The organism is Buttiauxella selenatireducens, assembly GCF_031432975.1.
In the GTDB taxonomy this organism is placed as follows: domain Bacteria; phylum Pseudomonadota; class Gammaproteobacteria; order Enterobacterales; family Enterobacteriaceae; genus Buttiauxella; species Buttiauxella selenatireducens.
This window is the reverse complement of sequence record NZ_CP133838.1, coordinates 385,514-411,903: the sequence shown is the minus strand read 5'-3', so window position 1 is coordinate 411,903 and position 26,390 is coordinate 385,514. Positions and strand designations below refer to the sequence as shown.

Here is a 26,390-nt window from a genome sequence, read left to right as displayed (position 1 = left end):
CTACTTATTTCTTCTTGGCTTTTTTATCAGCAGCGTGACCGCGATAAGTACGTGTCGGTGCAAATTCACCCAGTTTGTGACCGACCATTTCGTCGGAAACAAATACCGGAACATGCTGACGACCATTATGGACAGCGATGGTCAAACCGATCATGTTAGGAAAGATCGTTGAACGACGGGACCAAGTGCGCAGGGGCTTCTTGTCACCGCTTTCCACCGCTTTCTCTACCTTCTTCAGCAAGTGCAGGTCAATAAAAGGACCTTTCTTGAGAGAACGTGGCATGGCTTATCCTCTAAAATTATTTGCTACGGCGACGTACGATGAATTTATCAGTACGCTTGTTGCTGCGGGTCTTCTTACCTTTGGTCTGTACGCCCCACGGAGTTACCGGGTGCTTACCAAAGTTACGACCTTCACCACCACCGTGTGGGTGGTCGACTGGGTTCATCGCAGTACCGCGAACGGTAGGACGAACACCACGCCAGCGAGCAGCACCCGCTTTACCCAGAACGCGCAGCATATGCTCAGCATTGCCAACTTCGCCCAGTGTTGCGCGGCAGTCAGCTTCAACTTTACGCATTTCACCAGAACGCAGACGCAGGGTAACGTAAGCACCATCACGTGCAACGATCTGCACATAGGTACCAGCGGAACGTGCCAGCTGACCGCCTTTACCTGGTTTCATTTCTACGTTATGAACAGTAGAACCAACCGGGATATTGCGCATCGGCAAGGTGTTACCAGCTTTGATTGCAGCATCAACGCCAGATTGAATCTGGTCGCCAGCTTTCAGGCCTTTAGGGGCCAAGATGTAACGGCGTTCGCCATCTTTGTACAGAACCAGTGCGATATTCGCAGAACGGTTCGGATCGTACTCAAGACGCTCAACAACAGCTGGGATACCGTCTTTGTTGCGTTTAAAGTCAACAATACGATAAGCCTGCTTGTGACCACCACCAATGTGACGAGTGGTGATACGGCCATTGTTGTTACGGCCACCGGATTTGCTGTTTTTTTCAACCAGCGGAGCAAAAGGTTTGCCCTTATGCAGCTCAGGGTTGACCACTTTAACAACGTGGCGACGACCCGGAGATGTCGGTTTACATTTAACAACTGCCATTGTTTTTCTCCTCCGACTTACTCAGCGCCGCCGACGAAGTCCAGATTCTGGCCTTCCTTCAGGGTGACGTAAGCTTTTTTCCAGTCGCTACGACGACCGATACGCTGTCCATGACGCTTAGTTTTACCTTTAACAACCAAGGTATTAACGCCTTTAACTTCAACTTCGAACAGTTTCTCAACAGCAGCAACGATCTCTGCTTTGGTCGCGTCTTTTGCAACTTTGAGAACGATGGTATTTGTTTTTTCCATCGCCATAGATGCCTTTTCAGATACGTGCGGCGCGCGCAGTACTTTCAGCAGACGTTCTTCACGGATCATGCCAGCATCTCCTCAACTTGCTTAACTGCATCAGCAGTCATAACGACTTTGTCGAAGGCGATCAGGCTAACTGGATCGATTGTTGCAGCATCGCGAACGTCAACCTTATGCAGGTTACGTGCAGCCAGGAACAGATTCTCATCCAGTTCGCCAGTTACGATCAGCACATCTTCCAGAGCCATGTCTTTCAGTTTCTGAGCAAGCAGCTTAGTTTTAGGCGCTTCAACAGAGAACTGTTCGACAACGATCAGACGATCCTGACGTACCAGTTCGGACAGAATGCTTTTCAGCGCTCCGCGGTACATCTTTTTGTTAACTTTTTGACTGTGGTCCTGCGGGCGAGCAGCGAAGGTTACGCCACCGGAACGCCAGATCGGGCTCTTGATAGAACCTGAACGCGCACGGCCGGTACCTTTCTGGCGCCACGGCTTTTTACCGGAACCAGTTACTTCAGCGCGGGTCTTCTGAGCACGAGTACCTTGACGGGCACCAGCTGCATAAGCAACTACGACCTGGTGTACCAGCGCTTCGTTGAAATCACGACCGAAGGTAGTTTCGGAAACAGTCAGCGCGCTTTGCGCGTCTTTCAATACTAATTCCATTGCTATCTCCTCACGCCTTCACAGCTGGTTTAACGATCAGGTCGCTACCGGTTGCACCCGGAACTGCACCCTTAACCAGCAGCAGGTTGCGCTCAGCGTCAACGCGTACTACATCCAGGCTCTGAACAGTTACACGTTCGTTGCCCAGTTGGCCTGCCATTTTCTTGCCTTTGAACACTTTGCCCGGAGTCTGGTTCTGACCGATAGAACCCGGAACGCGGTGAGACAAGGAGTTACCGTGTGTAGCGTCCTGGGTACGGAAGTTCCAGCGCTTAACGGTACCTGCGAAACCTTTACCTTTAGAGGTGCCAGTTACGTCAACTTTTTTGACTTCAGCAAACAGCTCAACGCTAATGTCTTGACCTACAGTGAACTCTTCGCCTTCTGCAAGACGGAATTCCCAAAGGCCACGGCCAGCTTCTACGCCAGCTTTAGCGAAGTGACCAGCTTCCGGCTTAGTTACACGGCTAGCTTTTTTAGCGCCAGTGGTAACTTGAACAGCACGGTAGCCGTCGTTAGCCAGGTCTTTAACCTGAGTAACACGGTTTGCTTCTACTTCAATCACGGTTACTGGGATAGAAACGCCGTCTTCTGTGAAGATACGGGTCATACCCACTTTTTTACCGACTAAACCAATCATTGTTTCAACCTCTCAATCGTCAATGACCTGATTAACCCAGGCTGATCTGCACGTCTACACCAGCAGCCAGATCCAGACGCATCAGAGCATCAACGGTTTTCTCAGTTGGCTCAACGATGTCAACCAGACGCTTATGAGTGCGAATTTCGTACTGATCACGCGCGTCTTTGTTGACGTGCGGGGAGATCAGAACGGTAAAGCGCTCTTTGCGGGTCGGCAGCGGGATCGGACCACGGACTTGCGCACCAGTGCGCTTAGCAGTCTCGACGATTTCCGCAGTTGATTGATCGATCAGACGATGATCAAACGCTTTAAGGCGGATACGGATTCTTTGGTTCTGCATGAGACCAGAGCTCCAATTGTTTTATAAACGAAATGATTACTCCCCGTACCCATTACGATTGATGGGCGAGTGTAACCGTTCTTACGTTGCCCCCCAATTGGGAGCGTTGTCTGGTAGACGAAACATCTACCGGGTTCATATCGAACCAGCCGTCAATTAAGACAGGCCCGCGCATTATACGTAAATCTGCCTCTTACGCAAGCCATGGATACGAATTAAACAATCTTTTATGTAAGGTTTCGGTTTACCTTCCACTGGCTTAGTAAAAGATGTCGTTTAGAAAATTCTGTATGGAACTTCACTCGAAAATCCTCAAACACGATTTTGCTTTACGTAATTCATTCATTTAGCGTTCAAGTTCATCTTGCTTGAGATTGGCTAACCGCTATGCCCTCTTCCCTTTTAGCATTTCTTTTTATTGGCCTGCACATAGGTTTTCTGCTCCGCCTAGCCTGGGTTGACTATCACTGCATGATCCTACCGGATAGGCTGACGTATCCCTTGTTGTGGTCTGGGTTACTGTACCAAGTCTGTTTTTCTCCGGACCATTTATTAGAATCTGTAGAAGGTGCAATGGTTGGTTATTTGAGCTTATGGGTGCTTTACTGGGTTTACTTTTTTGTGCGTAATGTCGAGGGTATTGGATACGGGGATATGAAGCTTTTGGCAGCACTGGGTGCATGGCATGGGTGGCAAAGTCTGGGATGGATTATATCTGCTGCGGCAACGTCTGGATTAGTGTGGGCACTAGTCAGAAGAGTGTCTTTAAAAAATCACGTTTCACTGACTACCACTCCGCTACCCTTCGGACCAAACCTTGCGATAGCGGGTGGTTCCATAGGCTGGATATGTTCTTCCTTCCCACAGTTTAAAGAACTCAGTTTCCTTCTTTGATTTGCGACTGAAGGTAATTTTGCAAACCAATTTTAGAGATGAGATCTAATTCAGTTTCCAACCAGTCAATATGATGCTCTTCTTCAGTAAGAATTTGGATCAGCATATCGCGACTGACATAGTCATGGATGGTATCCGCGTAAGCAATCGCCTCACGCAAATCTTTAGCACCTTCCAATTCTAGTTTGAGGTCGGACTGAAGCATTTCTTCGACATCTTCGCCGATATGAAGTTTGCCCAAGTCTTGCAGGTTTGGAATACCTTCGAGGAATAAAATACGTTCGATATATTTATCGGCGTGTTTCATTTCATCGATGGATTCGTGGTATTCAACTTCGTTGAGGCGCATTAAGCCCCAGTTTTTGAACATTCTCGCATGGAGAAAATACTGATTGATCGCGACAAGCTCGTTTCCCAATAATTTATTGAGATAATTTATAATCTTAGTATCACCTTTCATTTTTACTCCCTCCGCTTCCACTACATGAAGCGTAGATGTAGCACGGAGTAAGTCAAAAAAAAGTGACCCTCTTAGGCAATCTCTTTAAATTCTGGGATCTGCAATAACTCTTCTTGCATGATTTCTCGAGCCGCACGAACACATTTGCCGCATTGATTTCCCACGGGCACAAACTTGCGAAGCTGTTGGAAAGATTGTGGATGAAATTGGCGAACTGCCTGCCGGATTTTTTTATCACTTACGCCATTACACAGACAAACGTACATAATCACTCCCGTTCAAATTACGCACAAAGTGTAAATGAGAATAGTTATGATTACAATAGCACGCGTATATTGGATTGATGTCTTTAGGGATAAAAAAAAGAGCGCCTAAGCGCTCTTTTTCATACAAAAGGTATCAGCAATTAAGCGATAACTTTAGCAACAACACCCGCGCCTACAGTACGGCCGCCTTCACGGATTGCGAAACGCAGACCGTCGTCCATCGCGATTGGGTGAATCAGGGTAACAACCATTTTGATGTTGTCGCCCGGCATTACCATCTCAACGCCTTCTGGCAGTTCGATGGTGCCAGTCACGTCAGTTGTACGGAAGTAGAACTGTGGACGGTAGCCTTTGAAGAACGGAGTATGACGGCCGCCTTCGTCTTTGGACAGGATATAAACTTCAGACTCGAACTGAGTGTGCGGCTTGATAGAGCCTGGCTTAGCCAGAACCTGACCACGTTCGATTTCTTCACGTTTGATACCACGCAGCAGAACACCAACGTTCTCACCAGCACGGCCTTCGTCCAGCAGTTTGCGGAACATTTCAACGCCAGTACAGGTAGACTTAGCAGTCTCTTTGATACCAACGATTTCAACTTCTTCGCCAACTTTAACGATACCGCGCTCTACACGACCGGTAACAACTGTACCACGACCGGAGATAGAGAATACGTCTTCGATTGGCAGCAGGAATGGCTTGTCGATAGCACGTTCTGGTTCTGGGATGTAAGAATCCAGGAAACCAGCCAGTTCAACGATTTTAGCTTCCCACTCTGCTTCGCCTTCCAGCGCTTTCAGAGCAGAACCACGGATGATTGGAGTATCATCACCTGGGAAATCGTACTGAGACAGAAGTTCACGAACTTCCATTTCTACCAGTTCCAGCAGCTCTTCGTCATCAACCATGTCACATTTGTTCAGGAACACGATGATGAATGGAACGCCAACCTGACGACCCAGCAGGATGTGCTCACGAGTCTGTGGCATTGGGCCATCAGTCGCAGCAACAACCAGGATAGCGCCGTCCATCTGAGCAGCACCGGTGATCATGTTTTTAACGTAGTCGGCGTGCCCTGGGCAGTCAACGTGCGCATAGTGGCGAGTCGGGGTGTCATATTCAACGTGGGAAGTGTTGATGGTGATACCACGAGCTTTTTCTTCTGGTGCGTTATCGATCTGGTCGAATGCACGAGCAGAACCACCGTAGGTTTTAGCCAGAACGGTAGTGATTGCTGCAGTCAGAGTAGTTTTACCATGGTCAACGTGACCGATTGTACCGACGTTGACGTGCGGTTTTGTACGTTCAAATTTTTCTTTAGACACGGCTATATTCCTTACTGTTGCGCTCTCCCCTCAAGGAGAGAGCGCGGGATCAATGTTTTATAAACCCTGGGTTTATTTACCGCGGGCTTCAATTACGGCCTGAGCAACGTTGTTAGGCGCATCATCATACTTCAGGAATTCCATGGAGTAAGATGCACGACCTTTGGTCAGGGAGCGCAATTGAGTTGCGTACCCGAACATTTCAGACAACGGAACTTCAGCGTGAATCTGAACGCCAGTAGCGTTAGATTCCTGACCTTTCAGCTGACCACGACGACGGCTAAGGTCACCGATAACGTCACCAGTGTTCTCTTCTGGAGTTTCAACTTCAACCTTCATGATAGGCTCAAGCAGAACTGGTTTAGCTTTCTTAAAGCCATCTTTGAAGGCAATAGAAGCGGCCAGTTTAAACGCCAGTTCGGAGGAGTCAACGTCGTGGTAAGAACCGAAGTGCAGACGCACACCGAGATCTACTACTGGGTAACCCGCCAGAGGACCAGACTTCAGCTGCTCCTGGATGCCTTTATCAACAGCAGGGATGTATTCACCAGGAATTACACCACCTTTGATGTCGTTGATGAACTCATAACCTTTCGGATTTGAGCCCGGCTCCAGTGGGTACATGTCGATAACAACATGACCGTACTGACCACGACCACCAGACTGCTTAGCGTGTTTACCTTCAATATCAGTAACTTTCGCGCGAATCGCTTCACGGTAAGCAACCTGAGGTTTACCAACGTTAGCTTCAACGTTGAATTCACGTTTCATACGGTCAACGATGATGTCGAGGTGCAGTTCACCCATACCAGCGATGATGGTCTGGTTAGATTCTTCATCAGTCCATACGCGGAATGATGGATCTTCTTTAGCCAGACGACCCAGAGCCAGACCCATTTTTTCTTGGTCAGCTTTGGTTTTTGGTTCTACTGCGATGGAGATTACCGGTTCAGGGAATTCCATACGCTCCAGAATGATCACGTTGTCCGGATCACAGATGGTGTCACCTGTAGTCACGTCTTTCAGGCCGATTGCCGCAGCAATGTCGCCCGCGCGAACTTCTTTGATCTCTTCACGTTTGTTAGCGTGCATCTGAACGATACGACCAAAACGCTCACGAGCCGATTTAACCGGGTTGTATACGGTATCACCAGAGTTAACCACGCCAGAGTACACGCGGAAGAACGTCAGGTTACCAACGAACGGGTCGGTAGCGATTTTGAATGCCAGAGCAGCAAACGGCTCTTCATCACTAGCGTGACGCTCAGATGGAGTGTCTTTACCGTCGTCCAGCATACCGTTGATCGCAGGTACGTCAGTCGGCGCTGGCAGGTAATCAATTACCGCATCCAGCATTGCCTGTACGCCTTTGTTCTTAAACGCAGAACCACAGGTAACAAGAATGATCTCGTTACGCAGTACACGTGAACGCAGTGCAGTTTTGATTTCTTCCTCGGTCAGCTCTTCGCCGCCCAAGTATTTATCCATCAGCTCTTCAGAAGCTTCAGCTGCAGACTCAACCAGGTTCTGGCGCCATTCAGCAGCCAGGTCAGCCATATCAGCAGGGATTTCTTCGTATTCGAAGGTCACGCCCTGATCGGCATCGTTCCAGTTGATCGCTTTCATTTTCACCAGGTCAATAACACCGGTGAAACCTTCTTCAGCGCCAATCGCCAGCTGAAGCGGAACAGCGTTCGCGCCCAGGCGGGATTTAATCTGGCCTACAACTTTCAGGAAGTTAGCACCCATGCGGTCCATTTTGTTAACGAACGCGATGCGTGGAACTTTGTATTTGTTAGCCTGACGCCATACGGTCTCAGACTGTGGCTGAACACCACCAACTGCGCAGTAAACCATTACCGCACCGTCAAGAACACGCATGGAACGTTCAACTTCGATGGTGAAGTCAACGTGCCCTGGGGTGTCGATGATGTTTACGCGATGCGGTTCATACTGCTTAGCCATACCTGACCAGAACGCAGTAGTTGCAGCGGAAGTGATGGTGATACCACGTTCCTGCTCCTGCTCCATCCAGTCCATGGTGGCTGCGCCATCATGAACTTCACCGATTTTATGGTTTACACCGGTGTAGAACAGAATACGTTCGGTAGTAGTGGTTTTACCGGCGTCGATGTGTGCACTGATACCGATGTTGCGGTAGCGTGCAATGGGTGTTGTACGAGCCATTTGATTCCTCTATATCCTGGGACGTTCATTTAAGTAACCCAAAGCGGGCAGCTCACATGAAGCGCCCGCTTGGTGACTAACACTCCGAAGGGATTACCAACGGTAGTGAGCGAACGCCTTGTTGGCTTCAGCCATACGGTGAACGTCTTCACGTTTCTTAACTGCAGTACCTTTGTTCTCTGCAGCGTCAGAAAGTTCGTTCGCCAGGCGAAGAGCCATGGATTTATCACCGCGTTTACGAGCAGCTTCTACGATCCAACGCATTGCCAGAGCATTACGACGAACCGGACGTACTTCTACTGGAACCTGATAAGTAGAACCACCAACACGGCGGGACTTAACTTCGACAGTCGGACGAACGTTGTCCAGAGCGACTTCGAAAGCTTCCAGTTCGTTTTTACCAGAACGCTGAGCCAGGGTCTCCAGCGCGGTATAGACGATAGATTCTGCAGTAGATTTCTTACCATCTACCATCAGAATGTTTACAAATTTGGCCAGCAACTCTGATCCGAACTTAGGATCTGGAAGAATTTTACGTTGACCAATGACGCGACGACGTGGCATGGGAATACTCCGTTGTTAATTCAGGGTTGTCCAAAACTCTATTGAGTTTGACATTTATTTAAAACGTTTGGCCTTACTTAACGGAAACCATTAAGCCTTAGGACGCTTCACGCCATACTTGGAACGAGATTGCTTACGGTCTTTAACGCCGGAGCAGTCAAGTGCACCACGAACGGTGTGGTAACGAACACCTGGCAAGTCTTTTACACGACCACCACGGATCAGGATCACGGAGTGTTCCTGCAGGTTGTGACCTTCACCACCGATGTAGGAGGTAACTTCAAAACCGTTAGTCAAACGCACACGGCATACTTTACGCAGTGCGGAGTTTGGTTTCTTAGGAGTGGTAGTATATACACGAGTACATACGCCACGTTTCTGCGGGCAGGCTTCCAGCGCAGGCACGTTGCTTTTTGCAACTTTGCGAGCGCGTGGTTTGCGTACCAGCTGATTAACTGTTGCCATTAAATAGCTCCTGGTTTTAGCTTTTGCTTCGTAAACACGTAATAAAACGGCCTCATATAATATGAGGACGCAGAATTTTAGGGCTGAGCCGAAAAGGTGTCAAGAAATATACAACAATCCTGGATTTTACCAGGTAATCTGCTGTTCGTGTTTAACTGTCAATCTGACGAAATCAGTATAGCTGACCTTGCCTACACTGGTCGAAATTTGAGCGGTTAAGCCGCGTGCCTCGATATCTTCCTGCAGAGCATAAATAGAAATGGGGGCGGCGAGCAGCAAATCAAGGGCCTTCGTCCCACTGAGGGCGACAATAACCGCATCCTGGATCAATAACAACTCATCGCCATGTTTCACGCAGCGCAGCATCGATTCCAGATCGGTTTGAAAAGGTGAGTGTTGTAAAATATGCAGCATGTAGCCTCAGAAGGTTAATACGACATCAAACTGATGTAGCATTTCGCCCAACGCATCCGGTTCAAGAGGTTGTGCGTCGAGAACCCACGCACTGTCTATTGGTAATCCCCGCTCCCGGACAGAAGCCGCACAGAGATAACACTGGTCAATGTCATATAACGGCAGTACGCGAAATGTTGCGATGTAATCACGGCCAAGGATGAGACCAGGCCGTTGTCCTGGAAGCAGTTGCAATACACCATCACCAACGAAAAACACCCCGACATCTTCAGTTAACGCCGATGTTGCCAGTAAGGCATCTAGCCCTTCTCGGCCAGCAGCACTCCCATGAGGGGCTGATTTAAATACAAATGCGACACGCTTCATCAGAATTGCACCGTTCTATCGCAAGTCAGCGTAGCTTGTGCCAGCGCTCCCAGACCACTGAGAATAAAACCTGGCTGCAAGTTATGGCTCGGTAAACCGAGTTGAGTGGCTTGCTCTTCGTCCGTCACACCGCGACGCAGTGCTGCTGCAACACAGATATGCAACTCAACGCCATGCTGTTGATGCAATTGCTGCCACGCCTGTACGACATTGAATTCGTCACTCGCAGGCGACGTCAAAACGTTTGCGTTGTGGACACCTTCACGGTAGAAAAACACGCTTTCTAACGTATGGCCTTGCATGATGACGGCCTGGGAAAACTGCAATGCGCTACTCGCCTGCTGCGTGCCATAGGCCGGGCCTGTCACCAGGATGGCAAAACGCATTACTTATCCTGCCCCTGGAAATCACCGTTTTTGAATTGACGGATGTAGAGATAAACCGTGTGCTTAGAAATATTCAAACGGTCAGCAACCTGGTTGATAGCATCTTTGATATCAAAAATGCCTTTCTCGTAGAGGTTAAGCACAATCTGTCGATTTTTAGCATTATTGGACACATTGCGGTCGGCATTCACTTCTTCGATTGTGAATTCCAGAGCCTGCATGACCAGGTCTTCTACGGATGAAGCAAAGTTTACGGACGAAGCAACTTCCGGCGTTTCCGGCGGAATGAACGTCGACATAATTTGCGAGAACGGTACGTCCAGATTGATGTTGATACACAGCAGGCCGATGACGCGTTCATCACGATTGCGGATAGCGATAGTTTCTGACTTCATCAGAACGCCACTTTTAGCACGTGTAAAATAGCATTTGGAAACGCTACTGTCCGCGCCAGTCATATCATGCAGCATACGCAAGGCGAGATCGGTGATTGGCGAGCCAATTTTACGCCCGGTATGTTCACCATTCGCGATCCGGATAGCGGAACATTTTAAATCTTGCAGCGAGTGCAACACAATTTCACAATGAGAACCAATCAGCATCGCTAACCCGTCCACGACCGCTTCGTAGGATTTCAATATTTCAAAGTCGGTTTGTTCAAATGGACGTTGGTCCAGCAAGTCAAGCTCACTGGTTTCATTGGTTAAAAGCGAATTGGACATTTAAAGATACCACCCTCTACAGAGAGCCTGTCGCGCTTAAATGGTGTCAGGGCAGACTCATACTCAGTTGTTGCGCAGCCTGCTAAGGTAATACAGCGTCAGATGCGCTTTCCAGCTTTTATTATATCCTGCCTCAAATAAAAAACCGCCGCCCTGGGGGCGGCGGTTAATAATGCCTTATTTGCTCTTAGCTGCTTCAGCTTCTGGAGCTGGAGCGGCATCTGGTTTAGCGTCTGCTTTAGGTGCTGGTTTGATATCCAGCAGCTCAACGTCAAATACCAGTGTGGAGTTAGCAGGGATCCCCGGAACGCCAGTTTTGCCATAAGCCAGTTCTGGTGGAATAACCAGCTTGATTTTCCCGCCTTTCTTGAGGTTTTTCAGGCCTTCAGTCCAGCCAGGGATAACACCGTCAAGACGGAAAGAGAGTGGCTCACCGCGAGTATAAGAGTTATCGAACTCTTTACCGTCGATAAGTGTACCTTTGTAATTCACAACAACAGTGTCGCTATCGGTAGGCGCTTCACCCGTACCGGCTTTGTCGATTTTATACATCAAGCCAGTAGCGGAGGTTTTAACACCCTTCTCTTTTGCGAAAGCATCACGGAAGGCTTTGCCTTTATCCGCGTTTTCTTTAGCGTCTTTTTCCATTTTCGCTTGAGCGGAAGATTTCACGCGAGCTTCGAAAGCTTGCAGAGTCTGCTCGATTTCCTGGTCGGATAATTTGCTCTTGTCAGCAAATGCATCCTGAACACCAGCGATAAGCTGATTTTTATCCAGCGTAATCCCTAGTTTTTCTTGTTCTTTCAGCGAGTTTTCCATGTAACGGCCCAGCGAAGCACCTAATGCATACGCAGATTTCTGGTCGTCATTTTTAAATGCCGCGTTGCTTGCAGCTGGCGCGGTAGGTGCAGCAGCATCTTTTGCTGCAGCGGCTGGAGCAGCGAACGCCGGAGCGCTCAGGGCAACGGCCATCGTGGTCGCCAGTAGCGTTACTTTAAACAGTGATTTCATCCATTTCTCCAGGGCCGGGGCCTCAAACCCCAAGGTTATTATCAACTAAGAGATGTACTATAACGTCGTGGAAGAAATCTACACAATCTCTCCGCGTCTTATCGAGACAAATTCAGACTCTTTTTGTTTAAAGAAGTTTCGTCCAGAGCAAAACTGCGCTGTAACGTGTGGAATTTTTCAGTAGAATCGCCGGAAATTGTCCATCCGCAGAGCAGGAGAGATTAGCCATGCAACAAAAATCGACCGAACAACGGCTGGAAGAACTTGAGAGTCGTCTCGCTTTTCAGGAGATTACGATAGAAGAGTTAAATCAGACGGTAACGGCTCACGAATTAGAAATGGTCAAACTGCGCGAGCATTTCCGATTGCTGGTTGAAAAGTTAAAAGCCAGCCAACCGTCAATGGTGGCCTCAGAATCAGAAGAAACCCCGCCGCCGCATTACTAGCAGCATAAAAAAAGGCGTGTCAGTGACACGCCTTTTTTATCTTTAACGGATTAGTGGCAACCGCAGCCGCCATTGCCGCCACAACCGCCTTTACCGTGTTCGTGATCATGGTCGTGACCGTGACCACCACAGCAACCACCTTCGTGGTCATGGTCGTGGTGATGATCGTGCTCACCGTGAACGTGGCCATGAGCCAGTTCTTCAGCAGTAGCTTCACGAATAGCGATAACTTCAACGTTGAAGCTCAGGTTCTGACCTGCCAGCATGTGGTTGCCATCGACAACAACGTGCTCATCTTCAACAGCGGTAATTTCAACTGGCACTGGACCCTGGTCGGTATCAGCCATGAAGCGCATACCCACTTCCAGCTCATCAACGCCCATGAACACATCTTTAGGAACGCGCTGAACCAGATTCTCGTCGTATTGACCGTAAGCGTCATTTGCGCCAACGTTCACGTCGAAACGATCACCCACTACGTGGCCTTCCAGCGCAGTTTCCAGGCCTGAAATCAGGGAGCCGTGACCATGCAGATAGTCCAGCGGCGCACTCACCGGAGACTCATCAACCAACACACCGTCTTCTGTACGTACCTGGTAAGCCAGGCTGACCACCAGATCTTTTGCTACTTTCATGATATCTCCTGAGCGAGCATGGGAAAAAAAACTGGCGCCGATTGTAGCGGAATTTAGCGCCGGTGTACCCCTAAGCTTAAAAAAAGCTGGCGCACCTCGCTAGTCTGGATGAAAAATCCCAATGACTTGCTCTTGTTTGCGAGCATGGTCCTGCGGTTGCTTATCCGCCTCACGCATTTGGTGTCCACACTTAACACACTCAACTATATCGACATTATTCTCACGCCACATCGCGAGAGAATCCCGCGTCTGACATTCGGGGCAAACAGCCCCGGCAATAAATCTTTTACGCACCGGCATTGGCTTCACCTTAATTATTCAAAATCATCCCAACCATCGAACTGGCGACGCTCTTGCTGCATCTCACGTTCGAAAATTTCTTCCAGTTCACGACGCGCTTCACGCACCCTGGAAATTTGTGCGTTATCGGTATGAATGGGCATTAATTCACGCAGCATACTCATATCCAACCGCCTGAAGTGGAGTTGTGCACGATGCGCTTGATGCGGATGCATACCCAACGTCATCAGGGCCTTACGCCCGAGCTCCAGCGCACTGGAGAAGGTTTCACGTGAAAATTGGGTCACTCCAGCTTGCAACAATTCATGAGCTTCTACACGCCCCCTGGCTCGCGCCAGTATCGCCAGATGTGGAAAGTGTTGTTGACACAAGTGAACCACTTTCATGGTGTCTTCCGGCTCATTACAGGTAATCACTATCGATTTTGCCGTTTCTGCACCCGCCGATCGCAGCAACTCCAGTTCTGTTGCATCACCGTAATAAACCTTATAGCCGTATTTGCGCATCAGGCTTACAGAGCTGATATCCCTCTCGAGTACCGTGATGCGCATCTTGTTCGCCATTAGCAAACGGCCAATGACCTGCCCAAAACGCCCAAAGCCAACAATAATGACTTGTGGCTGATCGTCTTCCACATAAGGTTTTTCATCCGTTTCGTCATCAGCAACATTAAATCGCCGCGCAAGAATGGCATCGACACCTTTCATCAGCAGCGGCGTCGTCATCATAGAAAGCGTGACGGTCACCAGTAGCAGCGGCATTTGGTCGCCACTAAATAGCTTTTGCGATGAAGCCGTTGAGAAAAGCACGAAAGCAAACTCCCCTCCCTGACTTAACACACCTGAAAACTGCAAACGCTCCGAGCTGCGCAAACCGAAAAACCACGACAGGCCGTACAGCACACCGGCTTTAATGGCTACCAACACCATGACACCTAACACGACCCAGAAAAGATGGGTGTAGAGCACGCCAAGGTTTAACGCCATGCCAACGGAAATAAAGAACAATCCCAGCAATAGTCCTTTAAATGGATCGATAGCAATTTCCAGCTCGTGCCGGTATTCGCTTTCGGCCAACAAGACGCCGGCGATAAACGTACCCAGCGCCATTGAAAAACCGAGCGCATCCATGAATAACGCCGAGCCCAGCACCAACAAAAGTGCGGCGGCGGTAAAGACTTCACGCACACCCGAACCCGCAATAAACCGGAAAACCGGTTTTAGCAGATACCGACCACCAATCAACATTCCTGCAAAGGCCAACACTTTGAAGCCGATTTTTATCCAGTCAGGGCTGTCATCACCATTCCCGGCCAGCAGCGGCACCAATGCAATCGCAGGAATGACCGCTAAATCCTGGAACAGCAAAACTGAGAAACCAAGCTGTCCGGCTTCATTGCGATTCATTCCTTTGTCACGCATCAGTTGTAGCGCCATTGCGGTGGATGACATCGCCAAACCTATGCCGCCTATCACCGCCGCCTGCCAGGAAAACTTCGTTAACATCAGCAATCCGGCCAGCACAACGGCACTGAGCAGCACCTGCGCGGCACCGACACCAAAAATAGAGCGTCGAAGTTGCCAAAGCTTGGATGGGTTCAACTCCAGCCCGATGATAAACATCAGGAAGACTACGCCCAACTCAGAGAAGTGAAGAATTTCATCCACATCACTGATAAAACCTAATCCCCATGGACCAATGGCTATACCTGCCAATAAATAGCCCAGCACCGCGCCAATCCCTAAACGGGCCGCAATCGGCACAGCAACTACCGCGGCAAACAAAAACAGGACGCCAGCCAACAATAAGTCTGAACCTTCCATTAGCGACCTCCCGGAAGTAAAGGCGAAGCTAGCCACTCGCCATAGGCCTTCGCGTGGCTGGCAAGTTCTTGCGGAGTTTGCCGACGAGCCCAATAAACGATGATGGGATTCATCCAGTGCATACGACACATTGCGGCGGTGAGCTCAAACGGGCGCAAAATATCGGTCAGTGGAAACCGATTAAAACCGTCATGCCGATACGCACCTTCAGGCTCGCCGGTGGTAATCACACTGCGCCAATACTTTCCCTCCAGAGCATTACCTCCAACACCGCTGGCAAAGCCACGGCTCAACACACGGTCCAGCCACTCTTTGAGTAACGCCGGGCAGCTATAGGTATAAAGAGGATGTTGGAAGACGATGACATCATGCTGTCGCAGCAATGCCTGCTCATGATAGATATCGATAAAAAAGTCAGGATAGTGAGCGTAAAGGTCATGCACAGTGACATTAGCAAGCCTCTTCGCCGCCTGGAGTAAGACGCGGTTTGCGACCGAGTCTTGTGACTCCGGATGGGCATATAGCAGCAAAACTTTCGGCGGCTGCAACATCATTACCCTCCAGGGCGTCGTCATAGTCGTTATTTTGGGCTACCATGCAGCCCGACGCGAAGGCAGAAGCTTCACGTTACCTAAATATAATGACAATTTAACATACTCTGAACATACGGCGCTTTATGATTGTTTTCTCCTCGTTACAAATTCGTCGCGGTACCCGCGTTCTGCTGGATAATGCCACCGCTACCATCAATCCGGGCCAAAAAGTGGGTCTGGTAGGTAAAAACGGCTGCGGAAAATCCACGCTGCTGGCGCTGCTGAAGAACGAGATCAGCGCCGATGGCGGAAGTATGACTTACCCTGGAAACTGGGCTTTAGCCTGGGTCAATCAGGAAACTCCTGCGCTGGCAATGCCCGCCATTGAGTATGTTATTGATGGCGACCGTGAATTCCGCCAGCTTGAAGCTGAACTGGCAAAAGCCAATGAGCGTAATGACGGCCATGCTATTGCGCTGGTTCACGGTAAACTGGATGCGGTTGACGCCTGGACGATTCGCTCCCGTGCCTCCAGTTTGTTGCACGGCTTAGGCTTCAGCAATGAGCAGCTCGAACGCCCGGTCAGTGATTTTTCGGGTGGCTGGCGCATGCGTCTGAACCTGGCTCAAGCACTTATTTGCCGTTCAGATTTGCTGTTGCTCGATGAACCGACCAACCACCTGGATTTAGACGCCGTTATTTGGCTTGAGCGCTGGCTGAAAAGTTACCAGGGGACGTTGATTCTTATTTCCCATGACCGTGACTTCCTAGACCCTGTCGTGGGGAAAATTATTCATATCGAGCAAGAATCGATGTTTGAATACACCGGTAACTACTCGTCGTTTGAAGGCCAACGCGCCACTCGCCTGGCTCAGCAGCAGTCGATGTACGAAAGCCAGCAAGAGCGCGTCGCGCACCTGCAAAGTTTTATCGACCGTTTCAAAGCCAAAGCCAGCAAAGCGAAGCAAGCGCAAAGCCGTGTGAAAATGCTCGAACGCATGGAATTGATTGCCCCGGCACACGTAGATAACCCGTTCCATTTCAGTTTCCGTGCCCCAGAAAGCTTGCCAAACCCGCTGCTGCGCATGGAAAAAGTCAGCGCTGGCTATGGCGACCGAGTGATTCTTGATTCCATCAAGCTTAATCTGGTTCCTGGTTCCCGCATCGGCCTGCTGGGTCGTAACGGTGCCGGTAAATCCACCCTTATCAAACTGTTAGCGGAAGAAATTCAACCACTGCAGGGTGATATTGGTCTGGCAAAAGGCATCAAGCTGGGATACTTCGCACAGCACCAACTTGAATATTTACGTGCTGACGAATCTCCGCTGCAACATCTGGCACGTATCGCGCCAAAAGAATTAGAACAACAACTTCGCGATTACCTGGGCGGCTTTGGATTCCGGGGCGATAAAGTGACCGAGCAGACCGCACGTTTCTCCGGCGGTGAAAAAGCGCGTCTGGTCCTGGCACTGGTTGTCTGGCAGCGCCCGAACTTGCTGCTGCTCGATGAACCAACAAACCACCTTGATCTCGACATGCGTCAGGCACTGACTGAAGCGTTGATTGATTTCGAAGGCGCATTAGTCGTGGTTTCGCACGACCGTCACTTACTGCGTTCGACGACCGACGATCTCTATTTAGTCCACGACGGGAAAGTCGAGGCGTTCGATGGCGATCTTGAAGACTATCAGCAATGGCTGGTTGATCTGCAAAAACAGGAAAACCAACCGCAAGACTCGGCAAAAGATAACGTCAACAGTGCGCAGGCGCGTAAAGATCAAAAACGCCGGGAAGCAGAGTTACGCACGCAAACCCAACCGCTGCGCAAGCAAATTACCAAGCTTGAAAAGCAGATGGAAAAGCTAAATGTGCAACTTGCAGAAGTCGAAGAGAAGCTGGCTGACAGCGCCATTTACGACCAAAGTCGTAAAGCGGAAATGACGGAATGCCTGCAAACTCAGGTTAAGGTAAAAGCGGCTCTGGAAGAGTGTGAAATGGAATGGCTGGATGCACATGACCAGTTAGAACAGATGATGCAGGTCGAATGACAGTCTGGCCTCACCCAATGTGAGGCCAGATGACTCTAATGCCAGATAAGCAGCACACACGCCGCAGTCAGCAAACCCATAAAGATATTAAAGATTGCCCAGGCGCGGCGGCTACGCAGTAGCGTGCCAATCATGCTGCCAAACGCAATCCAGATGATACCTGCAACGATGTTGACCAGCGCAATACCGATGCTGATTAGCACCACAGAGTGCAGATACTGAGAACCGGCAAGGCTAAAACTTGCCACTGCGCCTAGCGCCATCAGCCACGCTTTTGGGTTGATAAGCTGCAACAAACCACCCTGCCAGAATGGAATCGGTGACGGAGGTGGCGCATCAGTTTCCAGTTTTTCATATGTCGCTGTGCCGATTTTCCATGCAAGCCACAATAGGTAAGCACTCCCGGCAATTTTCAGGATAAGGTGCAACGCTGGATATAAAAGGATTAAGCTACCGACGCCAAAGGCCACCAGCAACAAGATGCACTGCATCCCCAGCATGATGCCTATCATCAAAGGTACGGTACGCATAAAGCCGTAGTTGGCGCCGGAAGAAGTCAGCAACATATTGTTTGGGCCGGGTGTAATCGCCGCGACCCAAAGAAAACCAAGCATAGAGAAGAAAAGCGTTTCCATGAAATGGGTGTTCCACACCCGGTAAAGTTAATGAGCAAGCTAAATGAAACTAACAGTGTGATATGGCCACGACAAGTCCCGCAGCATTGAATTTTAATCACGTAGACGATGAACAATTTCGTCCGTTAAAGGGTGTCAGTAATCCGCACCTGCAAACTATGCTCCCTCGCTTAATTCGCCGCCGTCTCAATTTCAAACCTCACTGGCAGCGTCTGGATATGCCGGATGGGGATTTTGTCGATCTTGCATGGAGCGAAGACCCGCGACAGGCAACGCATAAACCACGGTTAGTCGTTTTTCATGGTCTTGAAGGGAGCCTGCACAGCCCGTATGCGCATGGATTAATTGATGCCGCACGTAAGCAAGGCTGGCTCGGTGTAGTGATGCATTTTCGGGGTTGCAGCGGCGTTCCGAATCGCAAGGAACGAATCTATCACTCCGGTGAAACCGAAGATGGAAGCTACTTCCTCAACTGGCTCAGTACACGTTACGGCAACGCACCAACGGCGGCTGTCGGGTTTTCACTTGGTGGAAATATGCTTGCCTGCTTAATGGCAAAACAAGGTGCTGATTGCACACTACAGGCCGGTGTTGTGGTTTCTGCCCCACTCATGCTTGAGCATTGCAGCAAACATATCGAAACAGGGTTTTCGCGGGTTTATCAGCACTATTTGTTGAATTTATTGAAGAAAAACGCGGCGCGTAAACTGCGAAGCTATCCGGGGACTCTCCCTGTCGATATGCGTCAGCTCAAAGGTATGCGCCGTCTGCGCGAGTTTGACGATTTGATTACCTCAAAGATTCACGGTTTCGCCGATGCTATCGACTATTACCGCCAGTGCAGCGCCATGCCACTGTTGCCACAAATCAAAACGCCTACGCTTATCATCCACGCTAAAGATGACCCGTTTATGGATCACCATGTGATCCCTGATAAAGCGATATTGCCCGACAACATTGAGTACCAACTGACGCGTTACGGCGGCCATGTTGGGTTTGTGGGTGGCACACTACGTCGCCCGGAAATGTGGCTTGAGCAGCGTATCCCACAGTGGCTGTCTAAATTTTTGGAAAAATCACTATGATGATTCCCTGGCAAGATCTCCCTCCCGAAACGCTTGATAATCTGATTGAATCCTTTGTATTACGCGAAGGTACAGATTATGGTGAACAAGAGCGCTCACTAGAGCAAAAGGTGGCCGATGTTAAGCGCCAACTGCAAAGTGGAGAGGCCGTATTGGTATGGTCAGAACTCCATGAAACGGTGAATATCATGGCCCGTGGGCAATTTCGCGGCTAATTATTAATCTTCTATACTGCATAATGCCCCTCACCCCAACCCTCTCCCAAAGGAGAGGGGGAAAAACAAACCAGGCCCGCTCCCTTGCTCAATCCAGTTCCCTCTCCTGGCGGAGAGGGTTAGGGTGAGGGCCAAACCCAGCTAAACCCACTTGTGATTACCCAGGGAGTTGTTGCCTTATGTCAGCCAAACATCCGGTTATTGCCGTAACAGGTTCCAGCGGCGCGGGAACGACCACCACCAGCCTTGCCTTTCGCAAAATATTTCAGCAACTCAATCTTCGCGCAGCCGAAGTCGAAGGTGACAGTTTCCACCGTTTCACTCGCCCTGAAATGGATATGGCTATCCGTAAAGCTCGCGATTTGGGTCGCCATATCAGCTACTTTGGCCCGGAAGCGAATGACTTCGGCTTGCTTGAGCAAACGTTTCTGGAGTACGGAAATACCGGGCAAGGTAAATCACGCAAGTATCTGCATACCTATGATGAAGCGGTACCCTGGAACCAAATTCCGGGTACGTTTACTCCGTGGCAATCGCTGCCGGAACCGACTGATGTCTTGTTCTATGAAGGTTTGCACGGAGGAGTTGTCACCCCGCATCATGATGTGGCGAATGCCGTCGACTTGTTGGTTGGCGTAGTGCCGATTGTGAACCTGGAATGGATACAAAAACTGGTGCGGGACACCAGCGAACGCGGACATTCCAGAGAAGCGGTGATGGACTCAGTCGTACGCTCGATGGACGATTACATCAATTACATCACGCCGCAATTTTCCCGTACCCATATCAACTTCCAGCGCGTGCCTACCGTTGATACGTCTAACCCATTTGCGGCACGTGGTATTCCGTCACTGGATGAAAGCTTCGTGGTGATTCATTTTCGTGGGCTGGATAACATTGACTACCCGTACCTGCTCGCCATGCTGCAAGGCTCATTCATTTCCCACATCAATACATTAGTGGTGCCGGGTGGCAAGATGGGACTGGCAATGGAATTGATTATGGCACCGCTAGTTAAACGGCTGGCAGAAGGTCGACACATCAATCAGGGCGGATAGTTACCGCCCTGCTGACACACATTAGCCTTCAATCACTTCATAGCTATGAGTAATGTTCACAGCTTTTTCCAGCATCAGAGCAACAGAACAATACTTTTCAGCAGATAAATCCACCGCGCGGGAAACCGCGTTATCTTTCAGTTCTTTGCCTGTCACGATGAAATGCAGGTTAATGGTGGTAAAAAGACGAGGGGCTTCTTCACGGCGCTCAGAGGTCAGTTTTACTTCGCAATCCGTCACGTTGTAGCGACCTTTTTGCAAAATAGAAACTACATCGATTGCACTGCAGCCCCCCGCAGCCATCAGAACCATCTCCATCGGACTTGGGGCTTTATCGCCAGAATTACCATCCATCAAAATCTGGTGTCCTGAAGCGGACTCCCCAAGGAAGGTTAACCCTTCAACCCACTTCACTCGTGCCTGCATGTTACTTCTCCAGTTGAAAAAAACCCTTTCAGAGTACGCGGATGCAGCAAAACTGGCAACGGAAGGCGACCTGCGTCATGCTGAAACGAGACAATAGGAGACACTTGTCAAAAGCTATGCTAAAACAATCCAGATGCTACATCGATACATTGACGTAATGCATGTATGCAGAGGACGTCACTAATTACAGGCAGCAAGAATGACTTGCATGCCATCTCCCCAAGGTGGGGAATATTCTAATACTTGCAACGCCAGACAGGATGTTTAGCGTCTTGTCGTTGGTAGCTAGTTATAAACAGAGGATAACCGCGCATGGTGCTTGGCAAACCGCAAACAGACCCGACTCTCGAATGGTTCTTGTCCCATTGCCATATTCATAAGTATCCATCGAAGAGCACACTGATTCACCAAGGTGAAAAAGCTGAGACGCTGTATTACATCGTCAAGGGCTCTGTGGCTGTTCTGATTAAAGATGAAGAGGGCAAGGAAATGATCCTCTCCTATCTGAATCAGGGCGATTTTATTGGTGAGTTAGGGCTGTTCGAAGAAGGCCAGGAACGTAGTGCATGGGTTCGTGCTAAATCTGCCTGTGAAGTGGCTGAAATTTCCTATAAAAAATTCCGCCAGCTGATTCAGGTCAACCCAGACATTCTAATGCGCCTGTCTTCCCAGATGGCTCGTCGTCTGCAAGTGACATCTGAGAAAGTCGGTAACCTGGCATTCCTGGATGTGACTGGTCGTATCGCACAGACGCTGCTGAACCTGGCGAAACAACCTGATGCAATGACCCACCCAGACGGTATGCAGATTAAAATTACCCGTCAGGAAATCGGTCAGATCGTAGGTTGCTCTCGTGAAACCGTTGGTCGTATTTTGAAAATGCTGGAAGATCAAAACCTGATCTCCGCTCACGGTAAAACGATCGTCGTTTACGGCACTCGTTAATCTCCGTTCTCAAAAAAGGCGTGTCGCTCAGGTAACACGCCTTTTTTGTCTCTACACTTCTCTGAGTGTAGCCAACACCCCCGCAACTTGTATTATGAAGAGCTATGTGGCGCCGACTGATCTACCATCCAGAAGTTAACTACGCTTTGCGGCAAACGCTGGTGCTGTGCCTTCCTGTGGGGGTAGGTTTACTGCTCGGAAATTTGCAGTTAGGCCTGCTGTTCTCGTTAGTGCCCGCCTGTTGCAACATTGCCGGTCTGGATACACCTCATAAACGCTTCTTCAAACGCCTGATTGTTGGCGGCACTCTTTTCGCTGTCAGCAGTTTAATCATGCAGCTTTTGCTGCTGTACACCTCCGTTCCATTACCCGTTATTCTCATGGTGATGGCGCTCATGCTTGGCGTTACCGCAGAAATCAGCGCCCTGCATGCACGCTTGCTTCCAGCCTCGTTGATTGCTGCCATCTTTACGCTCAGCATGGCCGGTAATATGCCTATCTGGAAGCCGATGGTGCTGTATGTCTCTGGCACGATTTGGTACGGGGTATTTAACTGGCTTTGGTTCTGGATGTGGCGCGAGCAGCCGTTGCGCGAATCGTTAAGCCTGCTCTATCGCCAATTAGCGGATTACTGTGAAGCCAAATACAGCATGCTGACAAAGCATACCGATCCCGAAACATCACTCCCACCGCTCCTGGCTCGCCAGCAAAAAGCCGTCGACTTGATTACCAACTGCTACCAACAACTGCATATGCTATCGGCGAACCAGCAAAACGGTTACAAGCATTTGTTACGCTCCTTTCAAATCGCGTTAGATCTACAAGAGCACATTTCCGTCAGTTTGCATCAACCCGCCGAGGTGCAAAAACTTGTCGCGCAAAGTCATGCGGAAGCCGTTATTCGCTGGAATGCGCAGACCATTGCGGCCCGTTTACGCGTTCTGGCCGATGACATTCTTTACCATCGTTACCCGCAGCGTTTTACGATGGAGAAGCAAATTGAAGCCCTCGAGAAAATCGCCCGGCAGAATCCGGATAACCCGGTCGGACAGTTTTGCCATTATCACTTCAGCCGTATCGCGCGTGTATTACGCAGCCAGCGCCCACTGTATGTCCGTGATTTAATGGAAGACCGACAGCGCCGTTTGCCACTTTGGGCAGCGCTGAAAAGCTATTTATCATTGAAATCAGCGGCTCTGCGCAACGCCGCCCGGTTAGGTGTGATGTTAACCATCGCCAGTATTTTTGGCGCATTTTTACATCTGCCAAAACCCTACTGGATTTTAATGACGGTGATGTTTGTAACGCAAAATGGCTACGGCGCCACTCGGGTACGCATTCTGCACCGTTCGGCAGGCACCATTGCAGGCCTGGCCATTGCGGGTTTCGCCCTGCACTTTCACTTCCCACAAGACATTGCGTTGGCCGCGATGCTGGTCATTACCCTCGTCAGCTATTTGATTATTCGTCAAAGCTATGGCTGGGCGACAATTGGTTTCACCGTGACAGCGGTCTATACCCTGCAACTGTTAACGCTTAGCGCGGAGCAATATATTGTTCCGCGTTTGATAGATACGCTGCTGGGTTGTTTGATTGCCTTCGGTGGCATGGTGTGGCTTTGGCCGCAATGGCAAAGTGGGTTGCTGCGCCAGAACGCCCACGACGCACTGGAAACAGACCAGGAAGCCATTCGTCTTATTCTGAGTAACGACCCTGAACCTACGCCTTTAGCCTGGGAGCGTATGAAGGTCAATCAGGCCCATAATGCACTGTTTAACTCGCTGAACCAGGCGATGCAGGAGCCCGGTTTCAACTCGCATTATCTGGCAGATATGAAACTGTGGGTGACGCACAGCCAGTTTATCGTCGAGCATATCAATGCCATGACGACTCTGGCACGCGAGCACAACATGCTGACCCCGGATTTAGCCCAGCATTATTTGCAGTCATGTGAAATTGCGCTGCAACGATGCCAACAGCGGTTGCAGTACGATGGGCCGGGAGAGACTAACGACGCGAACATTCTCGACCCACTGGAAGGGCTTCCGAGTGGGCCATTGAGCACAATGGAACAACATTTACAGCGGATTTTGGGTCACCTCAGCACAATGCACACCATTTCGTCGGTTGCATGGCGCCAGCGCCCCCATCATGGTATCTGGCTGAACCGTTTACGTCGGCCTGAGAGTAAATAAACCTACGTCATCCGCCGTTTTTCCGGATGACGCGGGCGCTTACACGACCTGAGATACGATTTTCTCGACCGCTTTAGCAAAGCGCGCCATACCTTCATCAATATCAGCCTTTTCAACAATTAAAGCTGGTGCAAAGCGCATGACATCAGGCCCGGCATTCAAAACCATCACGCCTTCCTGAGCGGCCGCGTGAAGGAATTCACGAGTACGGCCTTTGTATTGCGGTTTCAGCTCCGCACCAATCAACAAACCCATGCCGCGAATATCGCTGAACACATCAAACTGCTCATCAATCTGCTTTAAATGCTTCACGAACTGCTGACGTTTTTCAGTGACGCCCTTCAACACCTCAGGCGTATTGATGATATCAAACGCCGCACCTGCAACAGCACACGCCAGCGGATTTCCACCGTAGGTAGAACCGTGTGTACCAACATGGAATGCCGAGGCTATTTCTTGCGTCGTCAGCATGACACTCACAGGGAATCCGCCACCAAGCGCCTTAGCACTGGTCAAAATGTCCGGAGTCACGCCGTAATACATATACGCAAACAGTTCGCCGATACGCCCCATGCCGCACTGCACTTCATCGAAAACTAACAGGGCTTTGTGTTCATCGCACAGTTCGCGTAGGCCTTGCAGGAATTCTGGCGTAGCCGCCGTGACGCCACCCTCTCCCTGAATCGGCTCAACCACCACCGCACAGGTGTGATCGTCCATTACGGCTTTTACCGCATGCAAATCGTTAAACGGTACATGGATAATATCGGCGGGTTTCGGCCCAAAACCATCGGAATATTTCAGCTGCCCACCAACAGAGACGGTAAACAAAGATCGACCATGGAAAGCGTTATGGAAGGCGATAATTTTGGTTTTGTACGGACTATGGCGTGTGGACGCGTAATAACGAGCCAGTTTAAATGCGGTTTCATTTGCTTCGGTGCCAGAGTTCATAAAGAGCACGCGTTCAGCAAATGTGGCATCAATCAGCTTACGTCCGAGGCGCAGAGCAGGTTCGTTGGTGAACACATTACTGGTATGCCATAGCGTTTCGCCCTGGCTTTTTAACGCTTCAACTAATGCCGGATGGCAGTGCCCCAACGCCGTCACTGCGATCCCACCCGCGAAATCAACATACTCTTTTCCTTGTTGATCCCAGATACGGCTCCCCAGGCCTTTTACCGGGATAAACTCTGCCGGTGCATAAATCGGCAAAATGACTTCATCGAAAGTTGCCCGGGTAATTGCTGATTGTTCAGTTGCCATTTATTGCCCATCCCTTTTTACGCATCAAACGTCATGGAAGACACATGAAAATATAATCATGGAATATGCATAAAAAATCATTTAGTGGCAATAAAAAATCAATACTTCAGGAAATTGGCTAACAGTTGATGTCCCTGCTCGCTGAGAATGCTTTCCGGGTGAAACTGCACGCCTTCCAGCGTCAGCTCGCGATGACGAATGCCCATAATCTCTTGCTTATCAGTCCAGGCCGTCACGTCAAAACACTCTGGCAGCGTTGGCGGGTCGATGACTAAAGAGTGGTAACGCGTCACGGTCAGAGGATTGTTCAGACCGTTAAATACACCAGTATTGTTATGCGAAATAGCGGAGGTTTTACCGTGCATCACTTTTTGGGCGCGGACAATTGTCGCACCAAATGCCTGGGCAATCGCCTGATGACCAAGGCAAACGCCGAGGATGGGTAGTTTTCCGGCGAAGTGGGTAATCGCCGCGAGGGAAATACCCGCTTCAGAAGGTGTACAAGGACCAGGGGAGATAACCAGTTTTTCTGGTGCCAACGCGCTGATTTCCGAAAGGGTCAGCTCATCGTTACGTTTCACCATGACTTCCGCGCCCAATTCGCAAAAGTACTGATAAAGGTTCCATGTGAATGAGTCGTAATTGTCGATAAGCAGTAGCATCGCGGCTCCCGGGTAAAAATGAACCGCGCTAT

General features: G+C 49.8%; 33 protein-coding genes. 8 read left to right on the top strand and 25 right to left on the bottom strand.

What is annotated here, in order from left to right:
- Nucleotides 1-4: 4 nt before the first annotated feature.
- The 6 genes from rpsS to rpsJ are packed head-to-tail and all read right to left on the bottom strand — an operon-like array spanning nucleotide 5 to nucleotide 3,026.
- Nucleotides 5-283, bottom strand: coding sequence for a 30S ribosomal protein S19 (gene rpsS / locus RHD99_RS01850; RefSeq protein ID WP_001138115.1), 279 nt, complete (start codon nucleotides 281-283; stop codon nucleotides 5-7).
- A gap of 16 nt (nucleotides 284-299) precedes the next feature.
- Nucleotides 300-1,121 (bottom strand): 50S ribosomal protein L2, encoded by an 822-nt coding sequence (rplB, locus tag RHD99_RS01845; RefSeq protein WP_000301869.1) that lies wholly within the window; start codon nucleotides 1,119-1,121, stop codon nucleotides 300-302.
- A gap of 17 nt (nucleotides 1,122-1,138) precedes the next feature.
- Complete coding sequence (gene rplW / locus RHD99_RS01840; RefSeq protein WP_034499029.1) at nucleotides 1,139-1,441, bottom strand: 50S ribosomal protein L23; 303 nt, start codon at nucleotides 1,439-1,441, stop codon at nucleotides 1,139-1,141.
- Nucleotides 1,438-2,043: a 50S ribosomal protein L4 gene (rplD, locus tag RHD99_RS01835; RefSeq protein ID WP_034461782.1), complete on the bottom strand. Its 606-nt coding sequence runs from the start codon at nucleotides 2,041-2,043 to the stop codon at nucleotides 1,438-1,440. Before rplD ends, rplW begins: the two co-directional genes overlap by 4 nt.
- Before the next feature lie 10 nt (nucleotides 2,044-2,053).
- Nucleotides 2,054-2,683 carry a 50S ribosomal protein L3 gene (gene rplC / locus RHD99_RS01830; protein WP_034461783.1) on the bottom strand — a complete coding sequence of 210 codons (630 nt, stop codon included), beginning with the start codon at nucleotides 2,681-2,683 and terminating at the stop codon, nucleotides 2,054-2,056.
- Nucleotides 2,684-2,714: 31 nt separating this feature from the next.
- Entirely contained in the window at nucleotides 2,715-3,026 is a 312-nt protein-coding gene (rpsJ, locus tag RHD99_RS01825; RefSeq protein WP_001181005.1) for a 30S ribosomal protein S10, read from the bottom strand.
- Between the two features lie 387 nt (nucleotides 3,027-3,413).
- Between rpsJ and RHD99_RS01820 the strand changes: the two genes are divergently transcribed.
- Nucleotides 3,414-3,920 carry a prepilin peptidase gene (locus tag RHD99_RS01820; protein ID WP_309877285.1) on the top strand — a complete coding sequence of 169 codons (507 nt, stop codon included), beginning with the start codon at nucleotides 3,414-3,416 and terminating at the stop codon, nucleotides 3,918-3,920.
- Here the strand turns inward: RHD99_RS01820 and bfr are convergent.
- The 11 genes from bfr to fkpA all read right to left on the bottom strand — a co-directional run bounded on the left by bfr (nucleotide 3,904) and on the right by fkpA (nucleotide 12,086).
- The gene (bfr, locus tag RHD99_RS01815; RefSeq protein ID WP_270142497.1) at nucleotides 3,904-4,380 is read right to left on the bottom strand and encodes a bacterioferritin; all 477 of its coding nucleotides are present in this window, start codon (nucleotides 4,378-4,380) and stop codon (nucleotides 3,904-3,906) included. The genes RHD99_RS01820 and bfr overlap by 17 nt on opposite strands.
- 71 nt (nucleotides 4,381-4,451) lie before the next feature.
- A complete protein-coding gene (gene bfd, locus RHD99_RS01810; protein WP_183273264.1) occupies nucleotides 4,452-4,646 on the bottom strand; it encodes a bacterioferritin-associated ferredoxin in 195 nt (64 codons plus the stop codon).
- 140 nt (nucleotides 4,647-4,786) lie between these two features.
- Nucleotides 4,787-5,971 carry an elongation factor Tu gene (tuf, locus tag RHD99_RS01805; RefSeq protein ID WP_309876750.1) on the bottom strand — a complete coding sequence of 395 codons (1,185 nt, stop codon included), beginning with the start codon at nucleotides 5,969-5,971 and terminating at the stop codon, nucleotides 4,787-4,789.
- A gap of 72 nt (nucleotides 5,972-6,043) precedes the next feature.
- Nucleotides 6,044-8,158 carry an elongation factor G gene (gene fusA, locus RHD99_RS01800; RefSeq protein WP_309877284.1) on the bottom strand — a complete coding sequence of 705 codons (2,115 nt, stop codon included), beginning with the start codon at nucleotides 8,156-8,158 and terminating at the stop codon, nucleotides 6,044-6,046.
- Between the two features lie 93 nt (nucleotides 8,159-8,251).
- Nucleotides 8,252-8,722, bottom strand: a complete 471-nt coding sequence (gene rpsG, locus RHD99_RS01795) for a 30S ribosomal protein S7 (RefSeq protein WP_008457106.1) — start codon at nucleotides 8,720-8,722, stop codon at nucleotides 8,252-8,254.
- Between the two features lie 90 nt (nucleotides 8,723-8,812).
- Entirely contained in the window at nucleotides 8,813-9,187 is a 375-nt protein-coding gene (gene rpsL / locus RHD99_RS01790) for a 30S ribosomal protein S12 (protein ID WP_003023654.1), read from the bottom strand.
- A 126-nt stretch (nucleotides 9,188-9,313) separates the two neighbouring features.
- Nucleotides 9,314-9,601 (bottom strand): sulfurtransferase complex subunit TusB, encoded by a 288-nt coding sequence (gene tusB, locus RHD99_RS01785; protein WP_309877283.1) that lies wholly within the window; start codon nucleotides 9,599-9,601, stop codon nucleotides 9,314-9,316.
- A 6-nt stretch (nucleotides 9,602-9,607) separates the two neighbouring features.
- Complete coding sequence (gene tusC / locus RHD99_RS01780; protein ID WP_309877282.1) at nucleotides 9,608-9,967, bottom strand: sulfurtransferase complex subunit TusC; 360 nt, start codon at nucleotides 9,965-9,967, stop codon at nucleotides 9,608-9,610.
- Complete coding sequence (gene tusD, locus RHD99_RS01775) at nucleotides 9,967-10,353, bottom strand: sulfurtransferase complex subunit TusD (protein WP_183272348.1); 387 nt, start codon at nucleotides 10,351-10,353, stop codon at nucleotides 9,967-9,969. The genes tusC and tusD overlap by 1 nt, the downstream gene beginning before the upstream one ends.
- The gene (locus tag RHD99_RS01770) at nucleotides 10,353-11,075 is read right to left on the bottom strand and encodes a helix-turn-helix transcriptional regulator (protein WP_034460202.1); all 723 of its coding nucleotides are present in this window, start codon (nucleotides 11,073-11,075) and stop codon (nucleotides 10,353-10,355) included. Before RHD99_RS01770 ends, tusD begins: the two co-directional genes overlap by 1 nt.
- A 177-nt stretch (nucleotides 11,076-11,252) precedes the next feature.
- Nucleotides 11,253-12,086 carry an FKBP-type peptidyl-prolyl cis-trans isomerase gene (fkpA, locus tag RHD99_RS01765; RefSeq protein WP_183272347.1) on the bottom strand — a complete coding sequence of 278 codons (834 nt, stop codon included), beginning with the start codon at nucleotides 12,084-12,086 and terminating at the stop codon, nucleotides 11,253-11,255.
- A gap of 227 nt (nucleotides 12,087-12,313) precedes the next feature.
- Between fkpA and RHD99_RS01760 the strand changes: the two genes are divergently transcribed.
- The gene (locus RHD99_RS01760) at nucleotides 12,314-12,532 is read left to right on the top strand and encodes a protein SlyX (RefSeq protein ID WP_183272346.1); all 219 of its coding nucleotides are present in this window, start codon (nucleotides 12,314-12,316) and stop codon (nucleotides 12,530-12,532) included.
- 50 nt (nucleotides 12,533-12,582) lie between these two features.
- On the opposite strand, the gene slyD is transcribed toward RHD99_RS01760, so the two are convergent.
- From slyD to kefG, 4 genes are all read right to left on the bottom strand, one after another.
- Nucleotides 12,583-13,167, bottom strand: a complete 585-nt coding sequence (gene slyD, locus RHD99_RS01755) for a peptidylprolyl isomerase (RefSeq protein WP_183272345.1) — start codon at nucleotides 13,165-13,167, stop codon at nucleotides 12,583-12,585.
- A gap of 99 nt (nucleotides 13,168-13,266) precedes the next feature.
- On the bottom strand, nucleotides 13,267-13,467 hold the full coding sequence (locus RHD99_RS01750) for a YheV family putative zinc ribbon protein (protein WP_183272344.1): 201 nt from the start codon (nucleotides 13,465-13,467) through the stop codon (nucleotides 13,267-13,269).
- Nucleotides 13,468-13,481: 14 nt separating this feature from the next.
- Nucleotides 13,482-15,290 (bottom strand): glutathione-regulated potassium-efflux system protein KefB, encoded by a 1,809-nt coding sequence (gene kefB / locus RHD99_RS01745; RefSeq protein WP_309877281.1) that lies wholly within the window; start codon nucleotides 15,288-15,290, stop codon nucleotides 13,482-13,484.
- Nucleotides 15,290-15,841, bottom strand: coding sequence for a glutathione-regulated potassium-efflux system ancillary protein KefG (gene kefG, locus RHD99_RS01740; RefSeq protein WP_309879054.1), 552 nt, complete (start codon nucleotides 15,839-15,841; stop codon nucleotides 15,290-15,292). Before kefG ends, kefB begins: the two co-directional genes overlap by 1 nt.
- Before the next feature lie 125 nt (nucleotides 15,842-15,966).
- On the opposite strand from kefG, the gene RHD99_RS01735 reads away from it, so the two are divergent.
- Entirely contained in the window at nucleotides 15,967-17,871 is a 1,905-nt protein-coding gene (locus RHD99_RS01735; protein ID WP_270142476.1) for an ABC transporter ATP-binding protein, read from the top strand.
- Nucleotides 17,872-17,906: 35 nt separating this feature from the next.
- Here RHD99_RS01735 and RHD99_RS01730 read toward each other — a convergent pair whose 3' ends face one another.
- A complete protein-coding gene (locus RHD99_RS01730; protein ID WP_309877280.1) occupies nucleotides 17,907-18,506 on the bottom strand; it encodes a LysE family translocator in 600 nt (199 codons plus the stop codon).
- Between the two features lie 62 nt (nucleotides 18,507-18,568).
- On the opposite strand from RHD99_RS01730, the gene RHD99_RS01725 reads away from it, so the two are divergent.
- The 3 genes from RHD99_RS01725 to RHD99_RS01715 all read left to right on the top strand — a co-directional run bounded on the left by RHD99_RS01725 (nucleotide 18,569) and on the right by RHD99_RS01715 (nucleotide 20,864).
- Entirely contained in the window at nucleotides 18,569-19,591 is a 1,023-nt protein-coding gene (locus RHD99_RS01725) for a hydrolase (RefSeq protein WP_309877279.1), read from the top strand.
- Nucleotides 19,588-19,806 carry a YheU family protein gene (locus RHD99_RS01720; protein ID WP_034460225.1) on the top strand — a complete coding sequence of 73 codons (219 nt, stop codon included), beginning with the start codon at nucleotides 19,588-19,590 and terminating at the stop codon, nucleotides 19,804-19,806. The genes RHD99_RS01725 and RHD99_RS01720 overlap by 4 nt, the downstream gene beginning before the upstream one ends.
- A 179-nt stretch (nucleotides 19,807-19,985) precedes the next feature.
- Nucleotides 19,986-20,864: a phosphoribulokinase gene (locus RHD99_RS01715; RefSeq protein WP_183272339.1), complete on the top strand. Its 879-nt coding sequence runs from the start codon at nucleotides 19,986-19,988 to the stop codon at nucleotides 20,862-20,864.
- Nucleotides 20,865-20,885: 21 nt separating this feature from the next.
- Here RHD99_RS01715 and RHD99_RS01710 read toward each other — a convergent pair whose 3' ends face one another.
- The gene (locus RHD99_RS01710) at nucleotides 20,886-21,290 is read right to left on the bottom strand and encodes an OsmC family protein (RefSeq protein ID WP_183272338.1); all 405 of its coding nucleotides are present in this window, start codon (nucleotides 21,288-21,290) and stop codon (nucleotides 20,886-20,888) included.
- Nucleotides 21,291-21,602: 312 nt separating this feature from the next.
- On the opposite strand from RHD99_RS01710, the gene crp reads away from it, so the two are divergent.
- Nucleotides 21,603-22,235, top strand: coding sequence for a cAMP-activated global transcriptional regulator CRP (gene crp / locus RHD99_RS01705; protein WP_003852956.1), 633 nt, complete (start codon nucleotides 21,603-21,605; stop codon nucleotides 22,233-22,235).
- Nucleotides 22,236-22,339: 104 nt separating this feature from the next.
- Nucleotides 22,340-24,430: a YccS/YhfK family putative transporter gene (locus RHD99_RS01700; RefSeq protein ID WP_309877278.1), complete on the top strand. Its 2,091-nt coding sequence runs from the start codon at nucleotides 22,340-22,342 to the stop codon at nucleotides 24,428-24,430.
- 39 nt (nucleotides 24,431-24,469) lie between these two features.
- Here the strand turns inward: RHD99_RS01700 and argD are convergent, their stop codons facing one another.
- Together argD and pabA are read right to left on the bottom strand one after the other, a co-directional pair.
- Nucleotides 24,470-25,696 carry a bifunctional acetylornithine/succinyldiaminopimelate transaminase gene (gene argD / locus RHD99_RS01695; RefSeq protein WP_309877277.1) on the bottom strand — a complete coding sequence of 409 codons (1,227 nt, stop codon included), beginning with the start codon at nucleotides 25,694-25,696 and terminating at the stop codon, nucleotides 24,470-24,472.
- 98 nt (nucleotides 25,697-25,794) lie between these two features.
- Nucleotides 25,795-26,358: an aminodeoxychorismate synthase component 2 gene (pabA, locus tag RHD99_RS01690; RefSeq protein ID WP_309877276.1), complete on the bottom strand. Its 564-nt coding sequence runs from the start codon at nucleotides 26,356-26,358 to the stop codon at nucleotides 25,795-25,797.
- Nucleotides 26,359-26,390: the final 32 nt, after the last annotated feature.